Genomic DNA, 18,516 nt, shown 5'->3' with positions numbered 1-18,516 from the left:
TTCGACTAAAAAGCCGATGCACATCTTTTTTAATTATTTTATACATTTGTTTGGTTAGTTAGGTATTAAATGAGTTTTCAAGATGATTTGATAACGGCTAACTTCATGATCGGGAGCGCTCCAACGCTCCTGATTATTTTTACTGTCCATACGTTATCTTTTTTGTCGCTTTTTTTACTTCATAGGCTATCGGGTATTTTAGCTGGTTTGTTTATAAAATCTATTTTCTTTTCACGTATACGGTATTCGAATGAACAGTAAATTGGACTTCACCGGTACTTGCTAAGGCTTCCAATACAAAATTTAAATTCTGGTTACGGGGTAATACCCCTTCAAATTTCAGTTTTCGCAGGCTTTCATCCTCATATTCAATCTTTACATTATACCAGCGGCCTATTTGATTCAGAATATGATTTAGGTCTTCATCGGAAAAGGTAAATGTGCCATCTTTCCACGACACATAATTTGCTGGGTCAACCGGAATAAAAGAAATGCTGTTATTCTGGACAATTGCTTGCTGATTGGGTTGCAGTTGATGTAGTTTTTTATTTCCTTTTATATTAATAGCCACTTTGCCTTCGACCAAAGTAGTCCGCGTAGCCTCGCCGGGATAGGCCGAAATATTAAATGCTGTACCCAATACCTGCACCGTCTGGGCGGGTGTCTTAACAAGAAAAGGTACTTTGATCCGCTTGTTATTCTGAAGCATGTATCGTGTAGCCACCTCAAAAAATGCCTCACCTTCCATTTCTAATTCTCTAGGTTGGCCTTTACTTCTGATTTTATATGTTAATCTGGAGTCCGAATTTAACCAGATCTTAGATCCATCTGCCAATATGATGTGGTAAGTACCACCTTTCGGCACCGTGATTACCATGTCCTGATGTATCGGTTCATGACTTTCCAAACCTTCGATGGAAGCTCCGTCTGCGTACATGAGTTCATCGCCAAAAACGATACTTTCGTGTTTATTACTGAGCGCAATTTCTCTTCCGTCGGCAAGCCGTAATGAGGCAATACTTGTACCCGGTTTTATCGTATTTCGTTCATCGTTATCCAAACGCGACAGCATCCACAGAGACGCTCCGATACTGACGACCAGGAGTGCCGCCGCGGCTACCGTTTTCTTCCAATTCCAGTTTAAATAGCGCGTTTTAGATCGAGTGCTTCTTATATTTGCCAATACATTAGTTTCCAACTCTGCAAACCAGTTCAGTTCAACATGTGGATACTCTTCCACATTGGCAGCTATTTCATTATCGATCAACGAACGTAAACCTTGCTCATGATCATCCGACGCCAGCAAAAGTTGAAGTTCTAACATTTCATCCTTGGTTAGCGTATCGTTGAGATATTTATTGAACAGCTCTTCAAATCTAGGGTTTTGCATACGTTCTTTTCTTACATATACGTTTGGAAATGAAAAACCAATGAAGTGAATTCAAAAAAAAATAAAGAAAATATAAAATTAGGTTTAAGAAATTGTTAGGCGTGCAACATTTTGGCTGAAAGCAATGCCAGCACTATAAGGAAAGACAGATCCGGCCGCTGCTGAAAATAATTTCTAAGTGTCGTATTCGCGTTTGTAATATGGGTATTTACTGTTGCCACCGAAATTGACAATAATCGGCTTACTTCTTCATAACTTCGGCCTTCAATCTTACAGAGTATAAAAACACGCCGGCGCTGCTCTGGCAACTGTTTGATTGCCTGATTTAAAATATCTTTCGTTTCCTGGTTAAAAACCCCTTCCTCGATATGGGAATAAACTTCAGTAAGGTGCGTAAAATAATCCGCAACAAGACGTTTTTCATGCGCTAATTTACGCAATCGATCGTAGACCAAATTACCCGCGATCCTATATATAAAAGCATGAAAAGACAGATCGGTATCGATATCCTGCCTACGTGTCCAAATACGGATAAAGAGCTCCTGCAGCAGGTCCTCTACATCTTCCTGCGACTTAAGGATACGCATCATCGACTGCGCTAAGGTGCTTTTATATTTCGTGATCAATTCCTTCATGGCTAATTCATCTCCATCCTTGAGGCGATTAATTATTGAAGTATCTACAAGACCATTGCTTTTCAAATCGATGCTTTTATTAGGTCTCTAAAGGTAGTTAATCACATGTAAAACTCCAAATTTACAGCTTATCAAGTTTCTACCCCATCTCCGGATACACACGATTACTGAGACCACAGCAATTGCCGTTGATCCACCCACCTTTAGCCTAATGATTCTAAACAAGTATAAAGTCCAGCCCTTAAGGCGCAGAAACGGCATGAACAAGCAATACACCTTTTTTTAGGCCTCTGCTTTGCGCCTGTACCTGAATCTTGCCGGCCTCTTCGGCAGCCTGCACGATCAGGGTAAGCTGTCCGTTAAACAAGTGCATCTGTGGCTTATGAAAAGCCTCGAGGTTGGTCGGATCGCCATTGGCCAAGGCCTTGAATGTACCCGCTCCTTTTACGTCAAATTGTACCAGCCCGTCTGCATGTGGGCACAAATTTCCATCTTTATCCACTGCCTTGACACGAATATAAGCCAATGCACGTCCATCAGCAGCAATCGTGCCGTGCACAGTCTCCATTTTTATCTGGTAGGGTTTTCCCGCCGTCCGTACAATTTTCTCATCTGCGGTTTTTCCATTTTCATCATAGGCCACCACCTTGATTTCCCCGGGCTCGTAAACCGTATTCATCCACATCAGGCGATAACGTGCTTCGATTGATGCTTTGCTTTTTCGTTGTATCCCCTGGCTCTTACCGTTGATAAATAGTTCGGCACTTGGGTAATCCGTATAAACGAATACCGGAGTTTGTTGCCCCACACGATCAGGCCATGTCCAATGTGGCAAAATGTGCAAGGTATGTTCATTTTTATTCCAAAGGCTCCGGTAGAGGTAGTAGCGGTCCTTGGGTATGCTTGCCAGATCAATAATACCAAACATTGAGCTGTGGTTGGGCCAGGCATCCGTATCGTAGGGCGATGGTTCGCCGAGGTAATCAAAACCCGTCCAGACAAACTGACCCATGGTCCAATGATGGTCTTCGGCCAATGCAAAATCCTCATCCGGCAAGTTTGACCAGGAACAATGTTCCATATCATAGGAAGAAGACTGATGATCGGGATACAGCATATCTCCCTTTTTCACGACCGGAAATTTATATACACCACGGGAACTCACCGTTGAGGCCGTTTCCGAACCCAGCACAAGGTTTTGTGGCAATTTGGCATAAGCTTCTTCATAACGGTGCGTACGGTAGTTGAGCCCCGGGACGTCCAGCAGACTGGCAAAACCATTTTCCAGTACACAGGTCACTTGGTCCATCCCACAGGTAACAGGCCGCATAGGATCTTCGCGATGGCAGATATCCTGCAAAAATGAAGCAACCTTATACCCATCGGCACTACACTGCGTCGGTACTTCATTTCCGATGCTCCACATCACCACCGAAGGATTGTTTCTAAAATGATGGATCATATTGACCATGTCGCGTTCTGCCCATTCCCCAAAAAAGCGATGATAACCATTCTTGCATTTGGCAATATCCCATTCGTCGAAAGGCTCGATCATCATCATCAGGCCCAATTCATCACAGAGGGCCACTAACTCCGGAGCGGGCATATTGTGCGCCGTACGAATGGCATCACAGCCCATATCTTTAAGCAACTCCAACTGGTAGCGCAAGGCCGAGACATTGATCGCAGCCCCCAAGGGGCCGAGGTCATGATGATTGCAGACCCCTTGAAATTTTCGAATTTTACCATTTAGCATAAATCCCTTATCCGCAATGATACGGACTTCCCGAATCCCAAAGCGGGTTTCAAAGTTATCCGTCAATTTGCCGTCGACATATACTTGTGTTGATGCCCGGTACAGATTGGGATGTTCTGGGCTCCATAGCGCAGGGTTCGTCACCTCAAAATTTTGTACGAAAGGCTTGCCGTAGTTTATTTTTTGTTGATTTTCCTTCTGCGCCACCACACGCCCCTTCGCGTCGGTGATGGCTGTCACCATCCGCAGCAATTTGCCATCGGCATTTTTCAGGTTAGTTTCGAGTTTCACCGAAGCCAGGCTATCCGACACAAAGGGCGTCGTTATATACGTACCCCAGACCGGCACATGCACCTTTTCGGTAACGATCACATGGACGTTGCGGTAGAGACCCGCTCCCGGATACCAGCGCGAGGACTGTGCTTTATTTTCCAGGCGCACAGCAAGCTTGTTGTTCATTCCATCGGCATGCAACAGCTCCGTCACATCACAATGAAAAGCATTATAGCCGTACGGCCAGAAGCACGCTTCTTTTCCATTGACATAAACCCGAGCCTCACTCATGGCGCCATCAAATTTCAGGACCACACGTTTTGTGTTGGCGTCAAATTGAGGAATATCGAACTGATTGCGATACCAGCCCACACCGACATAGGGCAAACCACCTGTCCGGCCCGTCTTTACGGAAGCTTTCTTCTCTCCATTCTGTGTTACGGCCACATCCTGCAAATCATGTGCACGGTCAAAAGGTCCATAAATAGCCCAGTCATGCGGCACGGTAACATGTTGCCAGGTTGCATCATCCAGTGCAGCGGACTCACCCCCGTCGACCTCACCCTGAAAAAAACGCCAGTTTTTCTCCAGTAAAAAAGAGTTTCGGGTCGGCTGTCCCAGTGATGCTGTCGGAATAAAGAAGAGCAAAAGGAACAGAAAATAAGTAGCATGCAGTAATTTCATCATTCAGGTGTTTATCGTGTGTCGTTTAAGCTAATCATTCGCCATTTAAAGCGTATAAATATACTATTATTTAAATGCATTCAATGCCTTTGTCGGCCGTCCATTGTTATCCAAGGCGCCTAAGGTATAACCATTCCAGCCGTTGTGCGCCAAGGGCTCCCAATAAAATATGCCCAGCACGTTTTGATCGGGGATTGCCTCCACCATGTTGAAAAGATCGTTGAGCCAGATTTCGGCCGTATCTGCTTCATCCCAGCTCATGCCCACCTCACAGATCATTACCTGCGTGTTGTACCGTGCAATCATATCCTTGATATTGCCGACACAGGCAATATTGCGTTCTTTCCAATTATCTTTTGTTGGATACAGTGACATCCCGATCACATCCCATTTTCCGTCGTTATTTTTCAGCCCATCAAACATCCAGCGGAACAGCGCATTGTCGTAGCCATTATGGAGGTGTATGATGACTTTAGCCGCCGGAAAAACAGCTTTCACCGCGTCGTAGCCGGCATTGTTCAAAGCGGCATAGTTAGCCATGCTGACCGAAGCTCTACCCTCCTCCCACAGCATCCCATCTCCGGTTTCATTGCCCACCTGTACCCATTCCGGTTCAATGCCATTGTCCTTCAGCAATTGCAATACCGCAGTGGTATGGTCGCTTATGGCTTTCTTTAAGCCATCAAATGACAATCCTTTCCAGGCCGCAGGTTTTGTTTGCTGCCCCGGATCCGCCCAGCTATCGCTGTAATGAAAATCCACCATGAGACGCATCCCCAAATGATGCGCCCGCCGTGCTTTGACCAAAACATCATGTTGATTACACCAGCCCCGTTCGGGGTCTACCCATACCCGCAGGCGTACCGCATCCATTCCCAGTCCATGCAGTAGCTTGAGCCCGTCTACCGCTGCTCCCCCGGCGTTAAAAAACTGCACACCGGCAGCCTCCATTTCCGTCATCCAGCTGACATCCGCTCCTTTGGCCAAATGCGTTGTATTTTCGGCTGGCACAAGATTATCCTTGTCGCTGCAACTTGACAGGCCAAAATACAAACCTATTAGGCCTAAGACCATTCCTTTTTTTAGTGCTTTCATTAAATCTTTTTTTATAGCGTGTTATAGCCTAAAATGACTACTCCACATGATATTTGAATTGCTTGGGATCAGTCAGATCGAGGATCAGGGTATGCGTGCCCACCTTATTGTAGGCAAATCCACTTCCATCGGCCGTATATAATGCACAGTTGCCCTCACCTTCTGCAGCACCAAAAAACCAGGTCCAGCTGCCGTTGATCAATACTTTAATGCCCCATTGTTCGGCGGCCGTGGTTGTAATTGTTGCTTTCCATACCTTTGCCGCCTGATCATAAGCCATCGGAGTGGCCGTGGCGCTCCAACCATTAAAATCGCCGGTCACAGCCAACGACTCCACGGAGGTTTCCTTCCAGCTCATCCTATTGACGTCAGCCGTTAGGTAAAGGTAGCCGCCCTGGCTCGTCCAGCAGTTCCAACGGTCTGCCCCGCTATATAAGATATATTGGCTACCGTCTAATGGATAAGAACCATAGATCAGTGAAGCATTTGCACTTTCTTCGTTTGTTAAATAAAAATTATACCATTGGTCGAGGCGTACAAATCCATCGTAAAACCCATCTTCTTTGCGCGAACACAGTTTCCAAGAAAATTGGTTCAGCTCCTTATTCGCCAGATAAAGATAAGCAGCCTCCTGGATGGGTGCATAGGCAGTAACCGCAATGGAGACCACGTTGCTATAAAGCCAATCCGTATTGGCTCCCAGCCGCGAGGCAATGCGGACATAAAGCGCTTTTTTCTCGCCGGGTACAAATCCCATACCTGAGACAAGACTGTTTAGCTGCTCATGGGTATAACTGATTGCACTAGCCTCCTGTTCAATGCTTTTCGCGAGGGTTGAAAAAGAGGCGTCAGCAGCTATCTCAATCTTATTTTTCAGAGCCGACTGCGCCATTGCCGCAGCACTCTGCAAGATCGCCTCATCCCAGACAAGCTGCAGCGCGACGGCTTTTCGATCTGTGGCCTTTAAGGTAAGCTCCTGTGTGCTGCTGTGCAACACCGCTGGCCTGATGCCAGTAACGGCAGGCATTCCGCCTTCCTTTTTACAGGCCACAAAGAGCAATGCCAAGATATAGAGTGTCAATTGTTTCATGTGTCAATATTTATCTTTAAAAGGCCATATGGGAATATCCTATTTTGGCCTATTTCTTTGTCGTTAACTAAATTCAACCATTAATAGCCCGGATTTTGTACCAGATTGGGGTTTGCGCTCATATCCGTCGTCGGAATTGGATACAGGTTAAATTTAGCATCCACACTGCGGCCATTTATTTCACCGCCTTTCCATTGCCAGAGGTACGCGTTGCCGGTAAATCGTCCAAACCGGATCAGGTCTGTACGACGTGTGCACTCCCAGAACAATTCCCGGCCCCTTTCCGCCAGGATAAAATCCAATGTCAGCTGCGCCTGATCAATAGATCCAGTAGCATTTCCGTAGGCACGTTCACGAAGACGGTTGACCAGCGTAATGGCTTCCTGTACACTACCGCCACCGCCACGCAATACCGCTTCGGCATACATCAGATAGACATCAGCCAGGCGGATCATCGGAAAATCCGTGCTCACCAATCCTTCATCCGTCTTATAGCTGCCATCATCGTTCAAATTTGTAAACTTAACTATTCCGTAGCCTTGGCTTGACGCCCCCGGGTCTTCCACATCCAGTGACTGCCCATTTTTCCAAAAATCCCCCCTTTTATCTTGTACCTGAAATAAGGCGACAAATTCACGTAAGGTACGGAAACTGTTCCAGCCCGACAGCACACCATAATCTGATGCTTTCATGCTGCCTACAATCGGACCGTTGACCAGATAAGTGGTGGCACCCCATGTCGTCGTATGTGCCACATCAGCCTGAATCGGAAAAATGATCTCATTTGCACGTTTATCATTGTCTGCATTAAACAGCTGCTTGTAATTGGAATGGAGCGCGTATCCGCCGTCGATCACTTTCTTGGCATAATTTAGGCAGTCCGCATAGCGCGCGGTGCCCGTATAAACTTGCGCATTCAAATAATTCTTAGCCAATAAAGACCATGCCGCAGCACGGCTCACACGTCCATATTCATTCTGGCGAGCTTCAGGTAGCAGCATAGCTACTTCGGTCAATTCTTTTTCAATAAATGCGAAAAGCTCGCGCCTTGTCATCCTTGGCGGAAAAAATGCCGCTACCGGATCCTTTTCTGTTACAAAAGGAACATTTCCATAAAGATCCATGGCATGGCTATAAGCCAATGCACGCAGAAAACGCGCTTCGGCGGCAAAAGCAGCAATTTGAGCCTGTTCAGTCGAGCTGAAGGCGGCCAATTTTTCCGCTGTTGCATTCCGTAAAAACTCGTTGCAGATCGCTACCGTATAGTAAATCCGGTAATACATCGCATTGACCCATGTATCCGAAGCACCCCAGGTCATATACTGGATATCGGTCATGTTGTCTCCTCCGGCCCAGGTATAGATCACCTCATCCGTCGGTACCTCCTGTAGGTTAAAATACACCCGAAGGTAGCCCCAGGATGCGGTGCTGCTCGCCATATCCGGATCGGCATCCCCACGGCCATTGCCCGCTACGGCAAACGAGCCGTATAATTTGGCAAGCACAGCCCGGTAGCCATCCACCGAGGTGTATACCGACTCTGAGGTCGTCTCCACCGTAGGGTATTGGTTCAAGTCTTTTGTACAGGACTGCAGCAGCAAAATCATGCTCAGCAACCCAAAACAATATGTTCTTATCTTTTTCATCCTTTTCATTTGTTTTTCAACTATTTATCTATTTTTCAGGTATCGCTTAAAAATCCAAATTGAGGCTTAACGAAAACGTCCGCGAGCGTGGATAGAATGAACTGTCAAATCCACTCGGAACCTCAGGGTCCATTCCACTATAGTTGCTCACAATAAAGACATTCTGTGCCACCGCACCCACACGTAGGCTCGAGATCTTCCCGACCTTGCCAAAATTATAGTTCACCGAAAGGTTTTCCATGCGGAGGAAGGATGCGTTTTCGACATAGTAATCCGAATAATATTGCCTCGTTTGAAAACCAGTATTGAAATAGTCACGATGTAAGTTATTAATCGCCGGATCCACATATTGCAACGTCTCCCAGGCACTCAGGTTCATTTTTGTATTGTTAAACACATAGTTTCCGACATTTGCCCGCAGGGTCGTTGCTGCAGTCCATTTTTTATAGGTCAATTGCGTGTTGAAGCCAAACAGCCATTTTGCGGCTGGAGACTGATAACGGTACAGATCTTTTTCATTGATGGCTCCATCCCCATTCAGGTCAGCATAAACACCTTCCAGTGGTTTGCCCGCTTCATTATATAACTGTTTATAGACATAGAACATATTAGGCTGATAGCCAGTCGTCAGGATTTGAATTCCCCGGCCACTGACATTCGGACCTACATAGGTCCCCACAGCATTCGCATCCTGAACCAAGGCAATATTGGTCACTTTTGTGTGCTGGTTGGTCGCATTGAAATTAACTTCCCAACGCAGATTATCCTTTTCTACGGGGACCGTATTCAATTGGAATTCAAATCCGCGGCTTTCCACATTGCCCACATTAATGGTGGCATTCTGGTCAAAGTTTGTTCCTGCAGCCACTGGGACATTGGCCAGCAAGTCATGTGTTTTTCTCGTGTAATACTCCACCGAGCCCGAAATCCTGTTCTTCCACAGGGCAAAATCCAAACCATAGTTAAAAGCCTTGGTCGTTTCCCAGCGTAGATCCCGGTTATACACCGACGGGCGGTACACCAGATGGTACTGATCGCCAAAGCGGTATTGCGCGTAAGCCGTTCCCAAATTATAGACCGGCAGATATTCGTAATTCCCTATGCCCTCCTGCTGCCCCGTCACGCCATAGCTGGCACGAAGTTTTAGGTCGTTCAGGAAGGAGATTCCTTTCATGAACGACTCCTGTGAGAGGCGCCAGGCCAAAGCGACCGAGGGAAATGTCCCCCAGCGGTTTTCGGGACTGAAGCGCGAGGTTCCATCCTTTCGAATGGTGGCCGTCAGCAAATAACGGCTGTCATAGTTGTAGTTGATCCGGCCATACCAGGAGATCAAGGTATGGCGCTCGTCCGATGCAATTGCCGTAGAGCGTATATTATCGCCAGCCTCATTATAGTACACGATTGGCGGCCGCTTTGCGCTCCAATATTGATAATCATGGCCCGCGGTCACATCAATTGTACTCTTGATGTCCGAAAAGAATTTATTGTAATTTAAATAGCCGGTAAACAGCCTATTCTTGAGCGTCTGCTCATAGCGGTCAAAAGCACCACCGACTGTGAAATTATTGGCCGCACTTGCCGGGATCAGGTTGGACCCATTTCCTTTGGCATAGTCATATCCCAAAGTTACGTGAGCTTTTAATTCCGGCAGCATATGTAATTTATAGTCCAGGTCAAGGTTACCTACAGCTCGATTGACCGTACTGCGGTGTTTCTCCTGCTTAAGTAGCCCCAGCGGATTGAGATTGGCTCCTGTTGCCGGCAGTCCAGCATTATCCAGGCTCTCATAATAGCCCCCATAAGCATCCTCTCCCGAGTAGATCGGTTGTGTGGGATTAAAAGCCACAGCAGACCATATGGCGTCGGTATTGGCAAAACTGTTGTTGTTCCGTGCAGTTTTGACATTCAGGTTTACGGTCAAGTGTTTATTGAAAAATGTAGGGTTGACGACCAATGCGCCGGTCATACGTTCCGTTTTGTCCGTCCGCAGGGTACCCTGCTGGTTATAATACCCCACTGAGGCACGAAAAGGCAGGACCTTCCCCATCTTTCCCTGTAAACTCAGGTTATTATCGGTACCCATGGCCTGCTGAAATACCTCAGACAACCAATCGGTCGAACTATTGCCTAGTAAAGCTTTCTGTGCCGCTGTCCCCTTGCTATTGATCAGCTCGGCAAACTCATCGCGCGACATCATATCAGCTACCCCCAGCGCCTGCTGCATGGATACAATTGAGGAAAAAGACAGCCGGAGCGCATCGCCCTTTCCTTTTTTTGTTGTGATCAACAAAACACCGTTTGAGGCACGCGATCCATAGATCGCTGTAGAAGATGCATCTTTGAGCACCGTCATGCTTTCAATATCATTGGGATTGATCAAACTTAGAAAATTGCCGCTGTTGCCACTAATTCCACCCGTCTCCAAGGGGACGCCGTCCAATACGATCAATGGATCATTGCTAGCGCTTAATGAAGCACCACCGCGGATCCGTATGGTACTGCCAGAAGAGGGCGAACCACTGTTGGACATCACCTGCACGCCAGCCGTTTTACCATTGATCAGCTGCTCGGGAGAGCCCACCAGTCCGCCATTAAAATCCTTGCTCCCGACGGTATTGACCGCACCTGTCAGGTCCTTTTTAGTTGTACTGCCGTAGCCCACCACCACCAGTTCTTCCAAAACATTTCCGGCCGGCAGCATGTTAACGTTCAGCGTCGTACCCGCCACTGTCAAGGTCTGGCTGCTATAGCCCACCATGGAAAATAGCAGCTGCGATTTCCCTTTCGGTAAAGCAATGCGGTACGAACCGTCACTTGCCGTGGAGGTACCCACCGTAGTTCCAGCCACCAAAACCGTCACGCCCGCCATCCCTTGTCCTTGCTCGTTACGCACCACACCGCGGATATCCTGTTGTTGCATCAACCCTATCCACCTGCTTTCTGCACCCGTTGCTGCTTGTAGCTGCGTTTCCCCAAGACAGGATAGCAATGACAAGCCCAATAAACTTGATTTAAATGCAAAACCCTTCATTTTATTTAGATTTATATTCGTTTATAATTGTTTCTATTTCACGTTATTCCCCTTATAATGGCGCTGCCTGCGGCTACAAATATTCCAGCCGGGCTACTCCAACCAGATCGTTGATGGCCCGCCAGGCCGTACGACCGCTGCAGTTTATTGTCCGGCTACTCCAGCCATACAGCCCCAATGGATAAAGATTGCCCCTCCATCTGCTGTCCCGATACGATCAGCTTTTCGATATCCATGCTGTCAAACTCCGCGGGAACTGCCGGTTTAAAAAACCGTTCAAGAAAGACGGGATAAGGTGCAGGCAACAAGGCCGTAGGCACGAGCTGTAGATCCGCCAGCTGGATACGAACCGTTGTTTCTGACGAACCAAGCCTAATATCTTTCACATAGGTATAACCATTTTTTGTCACAAAACCTGCTTTGAGTACAGCCCCTTGTCCCGTATACTTTAATAGAAGGCAAAGCTGTCTGGCAGCACCCAGTCCCGCAGGCCTTCCCTGCGCCACTGCTTTAATATCCTTTACCCAAAAATATTGAGCTCCGGCATCCTTTGCCCGGAACGTATACGTCCAAACAGGGATCTGTCCCAGCTCCTGCTGTTGCCGCACCGAAGTCATATGAGCCGTTTCGGGGATCGCAAAACTCTCGAAAGAAGATGCCTTGTCAAGCGATTCGAACAATGGAATCCGGGCATGCTGTTCGTACAATCCAACCGTCCAATACCGTTTGACGCTATAATCCCAATCGAGCGGAGCACCGGCACGATTGTCCGGGTAGGTCACTTGTTTCCCACCGACGAATACCGTAGCGGTATATTTCAATTCATTTCCTGATAACCAGGATGCCGGTATTTCTGCTTCATAGGTATCCTGGTCTTTGGCGACCAGTTTGATGTAGGGATTATTATCTTTCCAAAACGAGACCTGATCCGTCTGTAATATGATCGAGTCAGGCTGTTGCTCATATACCAGGCGGAACTGCAATTTTGCCGAACGGCCTTTTTCCAATACTTCCGGTTGCTGATGGATCAAGATCGGCTGCTTCAACGGTTCGGTCTTCGGTGCATAATAGTCGTCCAGGCGCCCATTTTTCCATATTGAGGATGCAGTCCAGCTCGTATGCAGCTGTAGATCCTTACGTTTTAAGAGATAAACGCCAGGCTGGGCGACAAAGGTCGTTGCATCTACAACAATGGCCTTTGTGGCGTCATGCTGGCCCAAAAGTGGCTGCACCGTAAAGCGCTCGCCCAAATCAGGGATCCGGATAGCGATCTCTTGCGGCCGGTATAAGATATGCACGACCTCACGGTTGAGCGAGGGCTTGGCAAAGGGATCCGCAATTTTTTCGGCATCCGGCATCACTTCCAAACGCCATAGTCCATCTTCCAGACGGTCCAAAAAATAAGCCCCCGAGCCCGCGTAGTTTACAACAGGAGAAGAACCCCGGCCAGCAATATGCTGTAGCTTTTGCGGATGTACCGGCTTGACCTTAGTATCATTGCTATAAAAAAACTTGTCGGGCGCATTCATCAGCGAGAGATCCTGTTCATAACTGACTAGGAAATTGCCAAACGCCGTATTTTGGGGATAGGGCGGAAATTTTTGGTTTCTTGGTATATGATAAGCCACTTCGGCAGCAATCATCGTACTGATCGCTTTTGCAGGAGTGTAGGCCAAATTGAGATAATGCGTCTGATATTCGGTATTATAGGCTGCGATGTCCATTGGATCGTAAGCAAACTGGGTGATCCATTGAAATCCAGCCGAACGGAAGGTACGGCTCATCGCGGGATGCATATAGCTGTAGAGGTTATCCGCAGGATCATACTCATAGACCGCCTTGGCTTTACTGGCAAATCCCTTCAGGTTTGAAAATGGAATGGCATATTGATCGATATAGGGCAGAAAATTGCCTTGGCGTTGCCGCCCGGCCACCAGCCCGACAGGATACCATTGGTAGGTGGTGCCCTGGATATCGGCATTGAAGTAAGCCGAAACATGTTCCATGTTATGGCTTACATTGTAAAAGATCGGCTTTTTATTTCCACTTTTCTTCATCGCCGCAACCATGCGCGCAATGTAGGCCGAGGTGGTCTGCACAGCCCCCATGTGACAAGGTTCATTATTGATTTCGAAGCCAATGACGTACGGATCCTCCAAATAGGACTGACCAGTATAAGGATTGACATGGCGCAGCAATTGTCCGATATACCGCTCCTGAGCAGCTATAGCATCAGGGTGGGCATGCACCTGGCATTTATCATAGTGGTAGGTGAATGCATCCGTATTTTCATTCCGTTCCGGATAACCGTTACCAAAATTGGTCATGCCCGTAATCAGGATACGGATCCCTTTTTGCTGGAGCTTAAAAAATAAATAGTCCAGCAGGTCCAGGTGCTCATTACTGATCAGGTTTCCATTTTTATCCGAGATTTCAACATCCCAGATATGGATGCGATAAGCATTATATCCCAAACGTGCAAAATGGTAAACATCACGGTCAATGGCCTGCTTATGGTCAATCCCCTTTTCGCGCAGCGCACGGTAAGCATGGGCAAAAGGGACGGTATAGTTGACACCATAAAAGGATGCCTCCGCTTTGGTATCAGACCAACGCATCACACCCTGAGGGTCGACAAATACCGTTGGCACCTTTTTGTTGACCTTAATCTGTGCATAGGATTTAATATACCCCAAAAGAGCAAAGCAGCATAAAATAATTACACGCATGGATTGTATCGATTTATAATTTTCTGGTTATTACTATTGCAAACCTATCAATCCATACGATCTTTTAAAGCTACAAATCGGACAAAAAACAACACAAATTAGACATTTTTCGCTTGTCCAATTTGGATCAAAACCCAAAACAAACTAAATATCAACAACTTACTTAAAACTATCCATATAAGACTTTGGCGGCATACCAAATTCCGACTGAAAGCATTTTGAGAAATACGAAGCATTGGAGAAACCGACCATATACATGACTTCAGCCACGGTAAACTTTTTTTGCTGCAGCAACAGGGCTGCTTTTTTGATGCGGATGCTACGGATATATTCTACCGGTGTATAGCCTGTCAGCTGTTTGATCTTGCGGTAAAGCTGTTTGGCGGCCACATCCGTCAGGTCGCTGAGGAGCTGAACCGAAAACTCAGAATCATCGATATGCTCTTCGATGCGCTGTGTCACCTGTGTCAGGAACTTTTCATCTGGCGATTGCACAGCGAGAGGCTCCGCTGGTTTGCTGATTTCGTCGATACGCAATTGCGTTACGAGTTTTTCTTTTCTGTCCAATAGCTGGAGCAATTGCATCTGGAGGATTTCCAAATCAAAGGGTTTGGTCATATAAGCATCTACTCCGGCCGTCACCCATTCGCGCTGGATCAGGTCATCATGCTGTGCCGTCAGCAGGATGATCGGTATTGTTGCTGTAGCCGTATTTTGGCGAAGCTTTCTGACCATTTCAATTCCACCCATATTGGGCATCATGGCATCCGTGATGACAATATCGGGCATAAAAGTATGTCCATCGATCAAGTGCAGTGCCTGACGGCCGTCCCCTACAATGCTACAATCATACGTCGTTTGTAAAGCGTTTACCAAGAAATCAGCAAGTTCGGCATTATCCTCGACGATCAGCAGTTTAGGTTTGTCGCCCCGATCACGATTTCCCGTATCTACCTTAGGGTTATCCTCCTTGTACGTATCGTCTATGCGAGCTAGTTTCAAGTGAAGTGTCACTTTGGTTCCCTCCTGATTACTTGCTATCCCGATGTTCCAGCCCAACTGATCACAATAGCTTTTGACCAAGAATAAGCCGACCCCGGTCCCCTGCACCCCACTCACCTCTTTTAAGGAAGAGCGGTAGAATTTGCTAAAAACATAAGGCAGGTCATCCAAAGCGATTCCAATTCCGGTATCCTCCACGACCAATTGCACGTCGGTATCCCTTGCCCGCAGGGAAACATCCACCCTTCCATCCGGCCGATTGTATTTGCAGGCATTCGCAAGCAGGTTATTGACGATCGATCCCAGTTTGGCCACATCCGTTTGTACAAAAAAACTTTCCAAATCACTATCAAATCGAATGGCGAGGGTTGTATACTCAGGGAGCTGCTGCCAGTCTTCGGTGATCTGCCTGAGATAAGGCACAAGGTCAATCTGTGATGTAAGCAGTCCCTGCAGTGGTGTTTCCTGCTGTTCCACCCGATCAAAGGTCATGAGTTCCTGAATCAGATGACTGATTTTTAAGGCATTCCGGTGCACGCCATCCAGCTGTTTCTTTTTATCGCTGTTTTTTGTCTGCCGCATCAGTTGGCTCACGGGCGCCAGGATTAAGCTCAATGGTGTTTTCAGCTCATGTGATATGGCTGCCAGAAAGTCCATTTTCATCTTTGTTAATTCGAGCACCTTCCGTCGCTCCCGCCGCTCCCATTTCAAGGTATTGCGCACCCGGAAAAAATTGACGATCCAAAACAACAGGCAGACTGCGATAAGTATATAAACGCCCTTAGCCCAATATGAGGCATACCAAGGATAGCGAATCCGGATATGATAGGTATAAATTTCAGAAACAACATGGCCAGCAATATCCACTTTGGCCAACTGTAAATCATAGCTACCCGAATTTAAATTGGATAGCAGCACCTTATTATCGCCACGTTCCATGGGGATCCAGGTTTCGTTTTGACCTTTAAAGGCATAGGCCAGGCGATAGCCGGGATGATTTCCGTAGTCCAAGTCCGAAAATTCAAGCCTAAGGTTGTTCTGATCGTGATCCAACGTAATTTCATTGCGGTAACGTAAGCCATAGCCATAATTACCGAAAAGTTCATTGTTGATATACATTGCAGTAAGTACGATCTTTTTTGATCGTCCGATACCTTCAGGCTCCTTGTGGGCAGGCAGCAACACCACTTCATCAATTCCACCGAGCACCACCTCAGCCCTTTCGGCATCGTAATACATGGACGAAATCCGTTGTCCATAGCGCAGCAGTTCGGCTTTGAGGCTTTTCTTATTGATCTGCCAGACCCCAGCATTCGTGGCCACCCAAATAGCGTCATCCACTTCGACCATGGCTGTGACCTCGCTCCTACCGACAGGGTCAAAGCGAATCCGTTTACTTTTCCCTTCTTCGCCGATCTGTCTTAGCTCGCCGTGCTCACCTATCCATAGCGTGTGCTGCTTATCTTTCAGCATAAAGGTCGCCCGCGCAAAGGACTGGCCGGCACTATCTTTCAATTCACTTATCTTGCCGGTGCCCCTATCAATGCTACTGATACCCTTATTATAAAATAAGGCCAGCATCTTGCCCCGGCCATTGTCGAGGATCTGGTTAGCAAAATCTTCCAAAAGCCCGTCCGCTTTACTAAAATTCTTGCTTGCTGTGATTGGCCCCTTTGTTTCCAATAGCGTATTGCGGTTGACGACAAATATCCCCCCCATGTAGGAGGCAATCCACAGATTACCCGCCTCATCTTCCAGAATATCGTACGCCCACTTTGCATTTCTTCGCCCACTGGCGTCTAAGATCGTAAAGTTTCTGAATTGCTGGCTATGGGCATCAAAAACATTTACTCCGCCATCAGAAGCAATCCACACCAAACCGCTACGATCCTCATAAATATCCCGAATACGATTATGGGTCAGACGATAGTCCTTGGCATCCATGCGATACCAAAAGCTTTCCGAAGCGCGGCCGCCCAATCCATGACTACGGATCAAGCCATTATCCCCACCCAGCCAGTACCATCCCTTGCGGTCCTTTGAAATTTTGTAAAAACGGTTGCCGTCACTGCTTGACGTCAATTGGTAGATGGGTAATATTTTTTCCACCTTACGGTTTGACCATAAGGAAAAGCCGAGATCGGTGCCCAGCCAGATATTTTCCGATCGGTCTTTAAAGATACTCCATACTATATTGTTGGCCAGTGAGTTTCTATTGCGCGAATCATGTTTAATCCGCGTGACCAACTGCCGATCCAGCTGATAGCTAAACAGACCATCATCCGTCCCCACGAGTAAAGTACTTTTGTCGTTGGAGGCCATTGCCTTGATCGGATGATTCTGAAGCACCGGGGTCTTTCGGAGCGTAGAGGAGCTATTTTCATACAGATACAGGCCGTATTCGGTCCCGATAAAAGTTTTGGTAGACCCCTTGATGGTAAATATCGAATTCACAAATTGATTGCTTCCCGGTCTATAATCAGGGAGTACCAACGGCAATGCCTCTTTTTTGGCAGGGTTCAATTCAAAGAGCCCATTATACGTACCGATTAAGAGCCTATCCCCGACCTGATCGAGGGCATAAACAGCAGTTTTGATCTTATTTTTAGCGACAGATTTGCCATAATCCACAAGCTGCTGCGTCGCGATATCATAGCAGTATAAACCAGCGATCGAACCTATCCACAATTTATCACCCGCGCGTAGTAAAGCCCTGACATCCGAAGGCCCACCTGCCGGAAAAGGTTCAAAGCGATCTTGCTGATAATTGTAAAGCAGCACACCTTGTCCGGTACCCAGCGCAAAGCGCTTGTCGTCTATCAGCGCAATACAGTAGACAAAAGTCTGAAAAGGAGATTTGGCCCCGGTGAGCGCCTGTAAAGAATAGCCATCGTAATTAAAAAGACCATTGTTACTGCCCAGCCAGAGCATTCCCAAACTATCCTGCGCAAAGGAATGCACCGTATTTGCATTCGTTCCCAACGAAATATTCCGAAAAGAAGGCTGATCCAGTGATTGCCCAAGGAGGGAGCTACTGATCAACGAACTGACAAATAAACAATAGAAATAAAAAGAATGCATGATATACGCGCTATACTACAAACTTAATTAATTCCCCATCGTTTTCAATTATTTCCTACATTTCCGCTACAAAAAGATTCCTCAGGCTGTTATCAAACTCAACA

At 47.0% G+C, this 18,516-nt stretch carries 9 protein-coding genes; all 9 read right to left on the bottom strand.

Annotation, left to right across the window (positions count from 1 at the left end; all coding sequences use genetic code 11):
• Nucleotides 1-220: 220 nt before the first annotated feature.
• The 9 genes from ABTV71_RS08245 to ABTV71_RS08205 all read right to left on the bottom strand — a co-directional run bounded on the left by ABTV71_RS08245 (nucleotide 221) and on the right by ABTV71_RS08205 (nucleotide 18,412).
• Entirely contained in the window at nucleotides 221-1,390 is a 1,170-nt protein-coding gene (locus ABTV71_RS08245) for a FecR family protein (protein ID WP_433902864.1), read from the bottom strand.
• A gap of 95 nt (nucleotides 1,391-1,485) precedes the next feature.
• Nucleotides 1,486-2,091, bottom strand: a complete 606-nt coding sequence (locus tag ABTV71_RS08240; protein WP_433902863.1) for an RNA polymerase sigma factor — start codon at nucleotides 2,089-2,091, stop codon at nucleotides 1,486-1,488.
• A 175-nt stretch (nucleotides 2,092-2,266) separates the two neighbouring features.
• Entirely contained in the window at nucleotides 2,267-4,741 is a 2,475-nt protein-coding gene (locus ABTV71_RS08235) for a DUF4982 domain-containing protein (RefSeq protein WP_433902862.1), read from the bottom strand.
• A 63-nt stretch (nucleotides 4,742-4,804) separates the two neighbouring features.
• A complete protein-coding gene (locus ABTV71_RS08230) occupies nucleotides 4,805-5,833 on the bottom strand; it encodes a glycoside hydrolase family 53 protein (RefSeq protein WP_433902861.1) in 1,029 nt (342 codons plus the stop codon).
• 37 nt (nucleotides 5,834-5,870) lie between these two features.
• The gene (locus tag ABTV71_RS08225; RefSeq protein ID WP_433902860.1) at nucleotides 5,871-6,923 is read right to left on the bottom strand and encodes a DUF5111 domain-containing protein; all 1,053 of its coding nucleotides are present in this window, start codon (nucleotides 6,921-6,923) and stop codon (nucleotides 5,871-5,873) included.
• A gap of 80 nt (nucleotides 6,924-7,003) precedes the next feature.
• Nucleotides 7,004-8,569, bottom strand: coding sequence for a RagB/SusD family nutrient uptake outer membrane protein (locus tag ABTV71_RS08220; protein WP_433902859.1), 1,566 nt, complete (start codon nucleotides 8,567-8,569; stop codon nucleotides 7,004-7,006).
• 46 nt (nucleotides 8,570-8,615) lie between these two features.
• Complete coding sequence (locus tag ABTV71_RS08215; protein ID WP_433902858.1) at nucleotides 8,616-11,600, bottom strand: SusC/RagA family TonB-linked outer membrane protein; 2,985 nt, start codon at nucleotides 11,598-11,600, stop codon at nucleotides 8,616-8,618.
• A gap of 155 nt (nucleotides 11,601-11,755) precedes the next feature.
• On the bottom strand, nucleotides 11,756-14,329 hold the full coding sequence (locus ABTV71_RS08210; protein WP_433902857.1) for a hypothetical protein: 2,574 nt from the start codon (nucleotides 14,327-14,329) through the stop codon (nucleotides 11,756-11,758).
• 159 nt (nucleotides 14,330-14,488) lie between these two features.
• Entirely contained in the window at nucleotides 14,489-18,412 is a 3,924-nt protein-coding gene (locus ABTV71_RS08205; RefSeq protein WP_433902856.1) for an ATP-binding protein, read from the bottom strand.
• Nucleotides 18,413-18,516 lie beyond the last annotated feature (104 nt).

It is taken from the genome of Sphingobacterium puteale (assembly GCF_050986225.1).
Lineage (GTDB): Bacteria > Bacteroidota > Bacteroidia > Sphingobacteriales > Sphingobacteriaceae > Sphingobacterium > Sphingobacterium puteale.
The sequence above is the reverse complement of the archived record's forward strand: the minus strand, read 5'-3'. Positions and strand labels throughout refer to the sequence as shown.

Coding starts and splice junctions, on each gene's coding strand:
- ABTV71_RS08245 (WP_433902864.1), bottom strand. CDS start 1,390: ATGCAAAACCCTAGATTTGAAGAGCTGTTCAATAAATATCTCAACGAT.
- ABTV71_RS08235 (WP_433902862.1), bottom strand. CDS start 4,741: ATGATGAAATTACTGCATGCTACTTATTTTCTGTTCCTTTTGCTCTTC.
- ABTV71_RS08230 (WP_433902861.1), bottom strand. CDS start 5,833: ATGAAAGCACTAAAAAAAGGAATGGTCTTAGGCCTAATAGGTTTGTAT.
- ABTV71_RS08225 (WP_433902860.1), bottom strand. CDS start 6,923: ATGAAACAATTGACACTCTATATCTTGGCATTGCTCTTTGTGGCCTGT.
- ABTV71_RS08220 (WP_433902859.1), bottom strand. CDS start 8,569: ATGAAAAAGATAAGAACATATTGTTTTGGGTTGCTGAGCATGATTTTG.
- ABTV71_RS08215 (WP_433902858.1), bottom strand. CDS start 11,600: ATGAAGGGTTTTGCATTTAAATCAAGTTTATTGGGCTTGTCATTGCTA.
- ABTV71_RS08210 (WP_433902857.1), bottom strand. CDS start 14,329: ATGCGTGTAATTATTTTATGCTGCTTTGCTCTTTTGGGGTATATTAAA.
- ABTV71_RS08205 (WP_433902856.1), bottom strand. CDS start 18,412: ATGCATTCTTTTTATTTCTATTGTTTATTTGTCAGTTCGTTGATCAGT.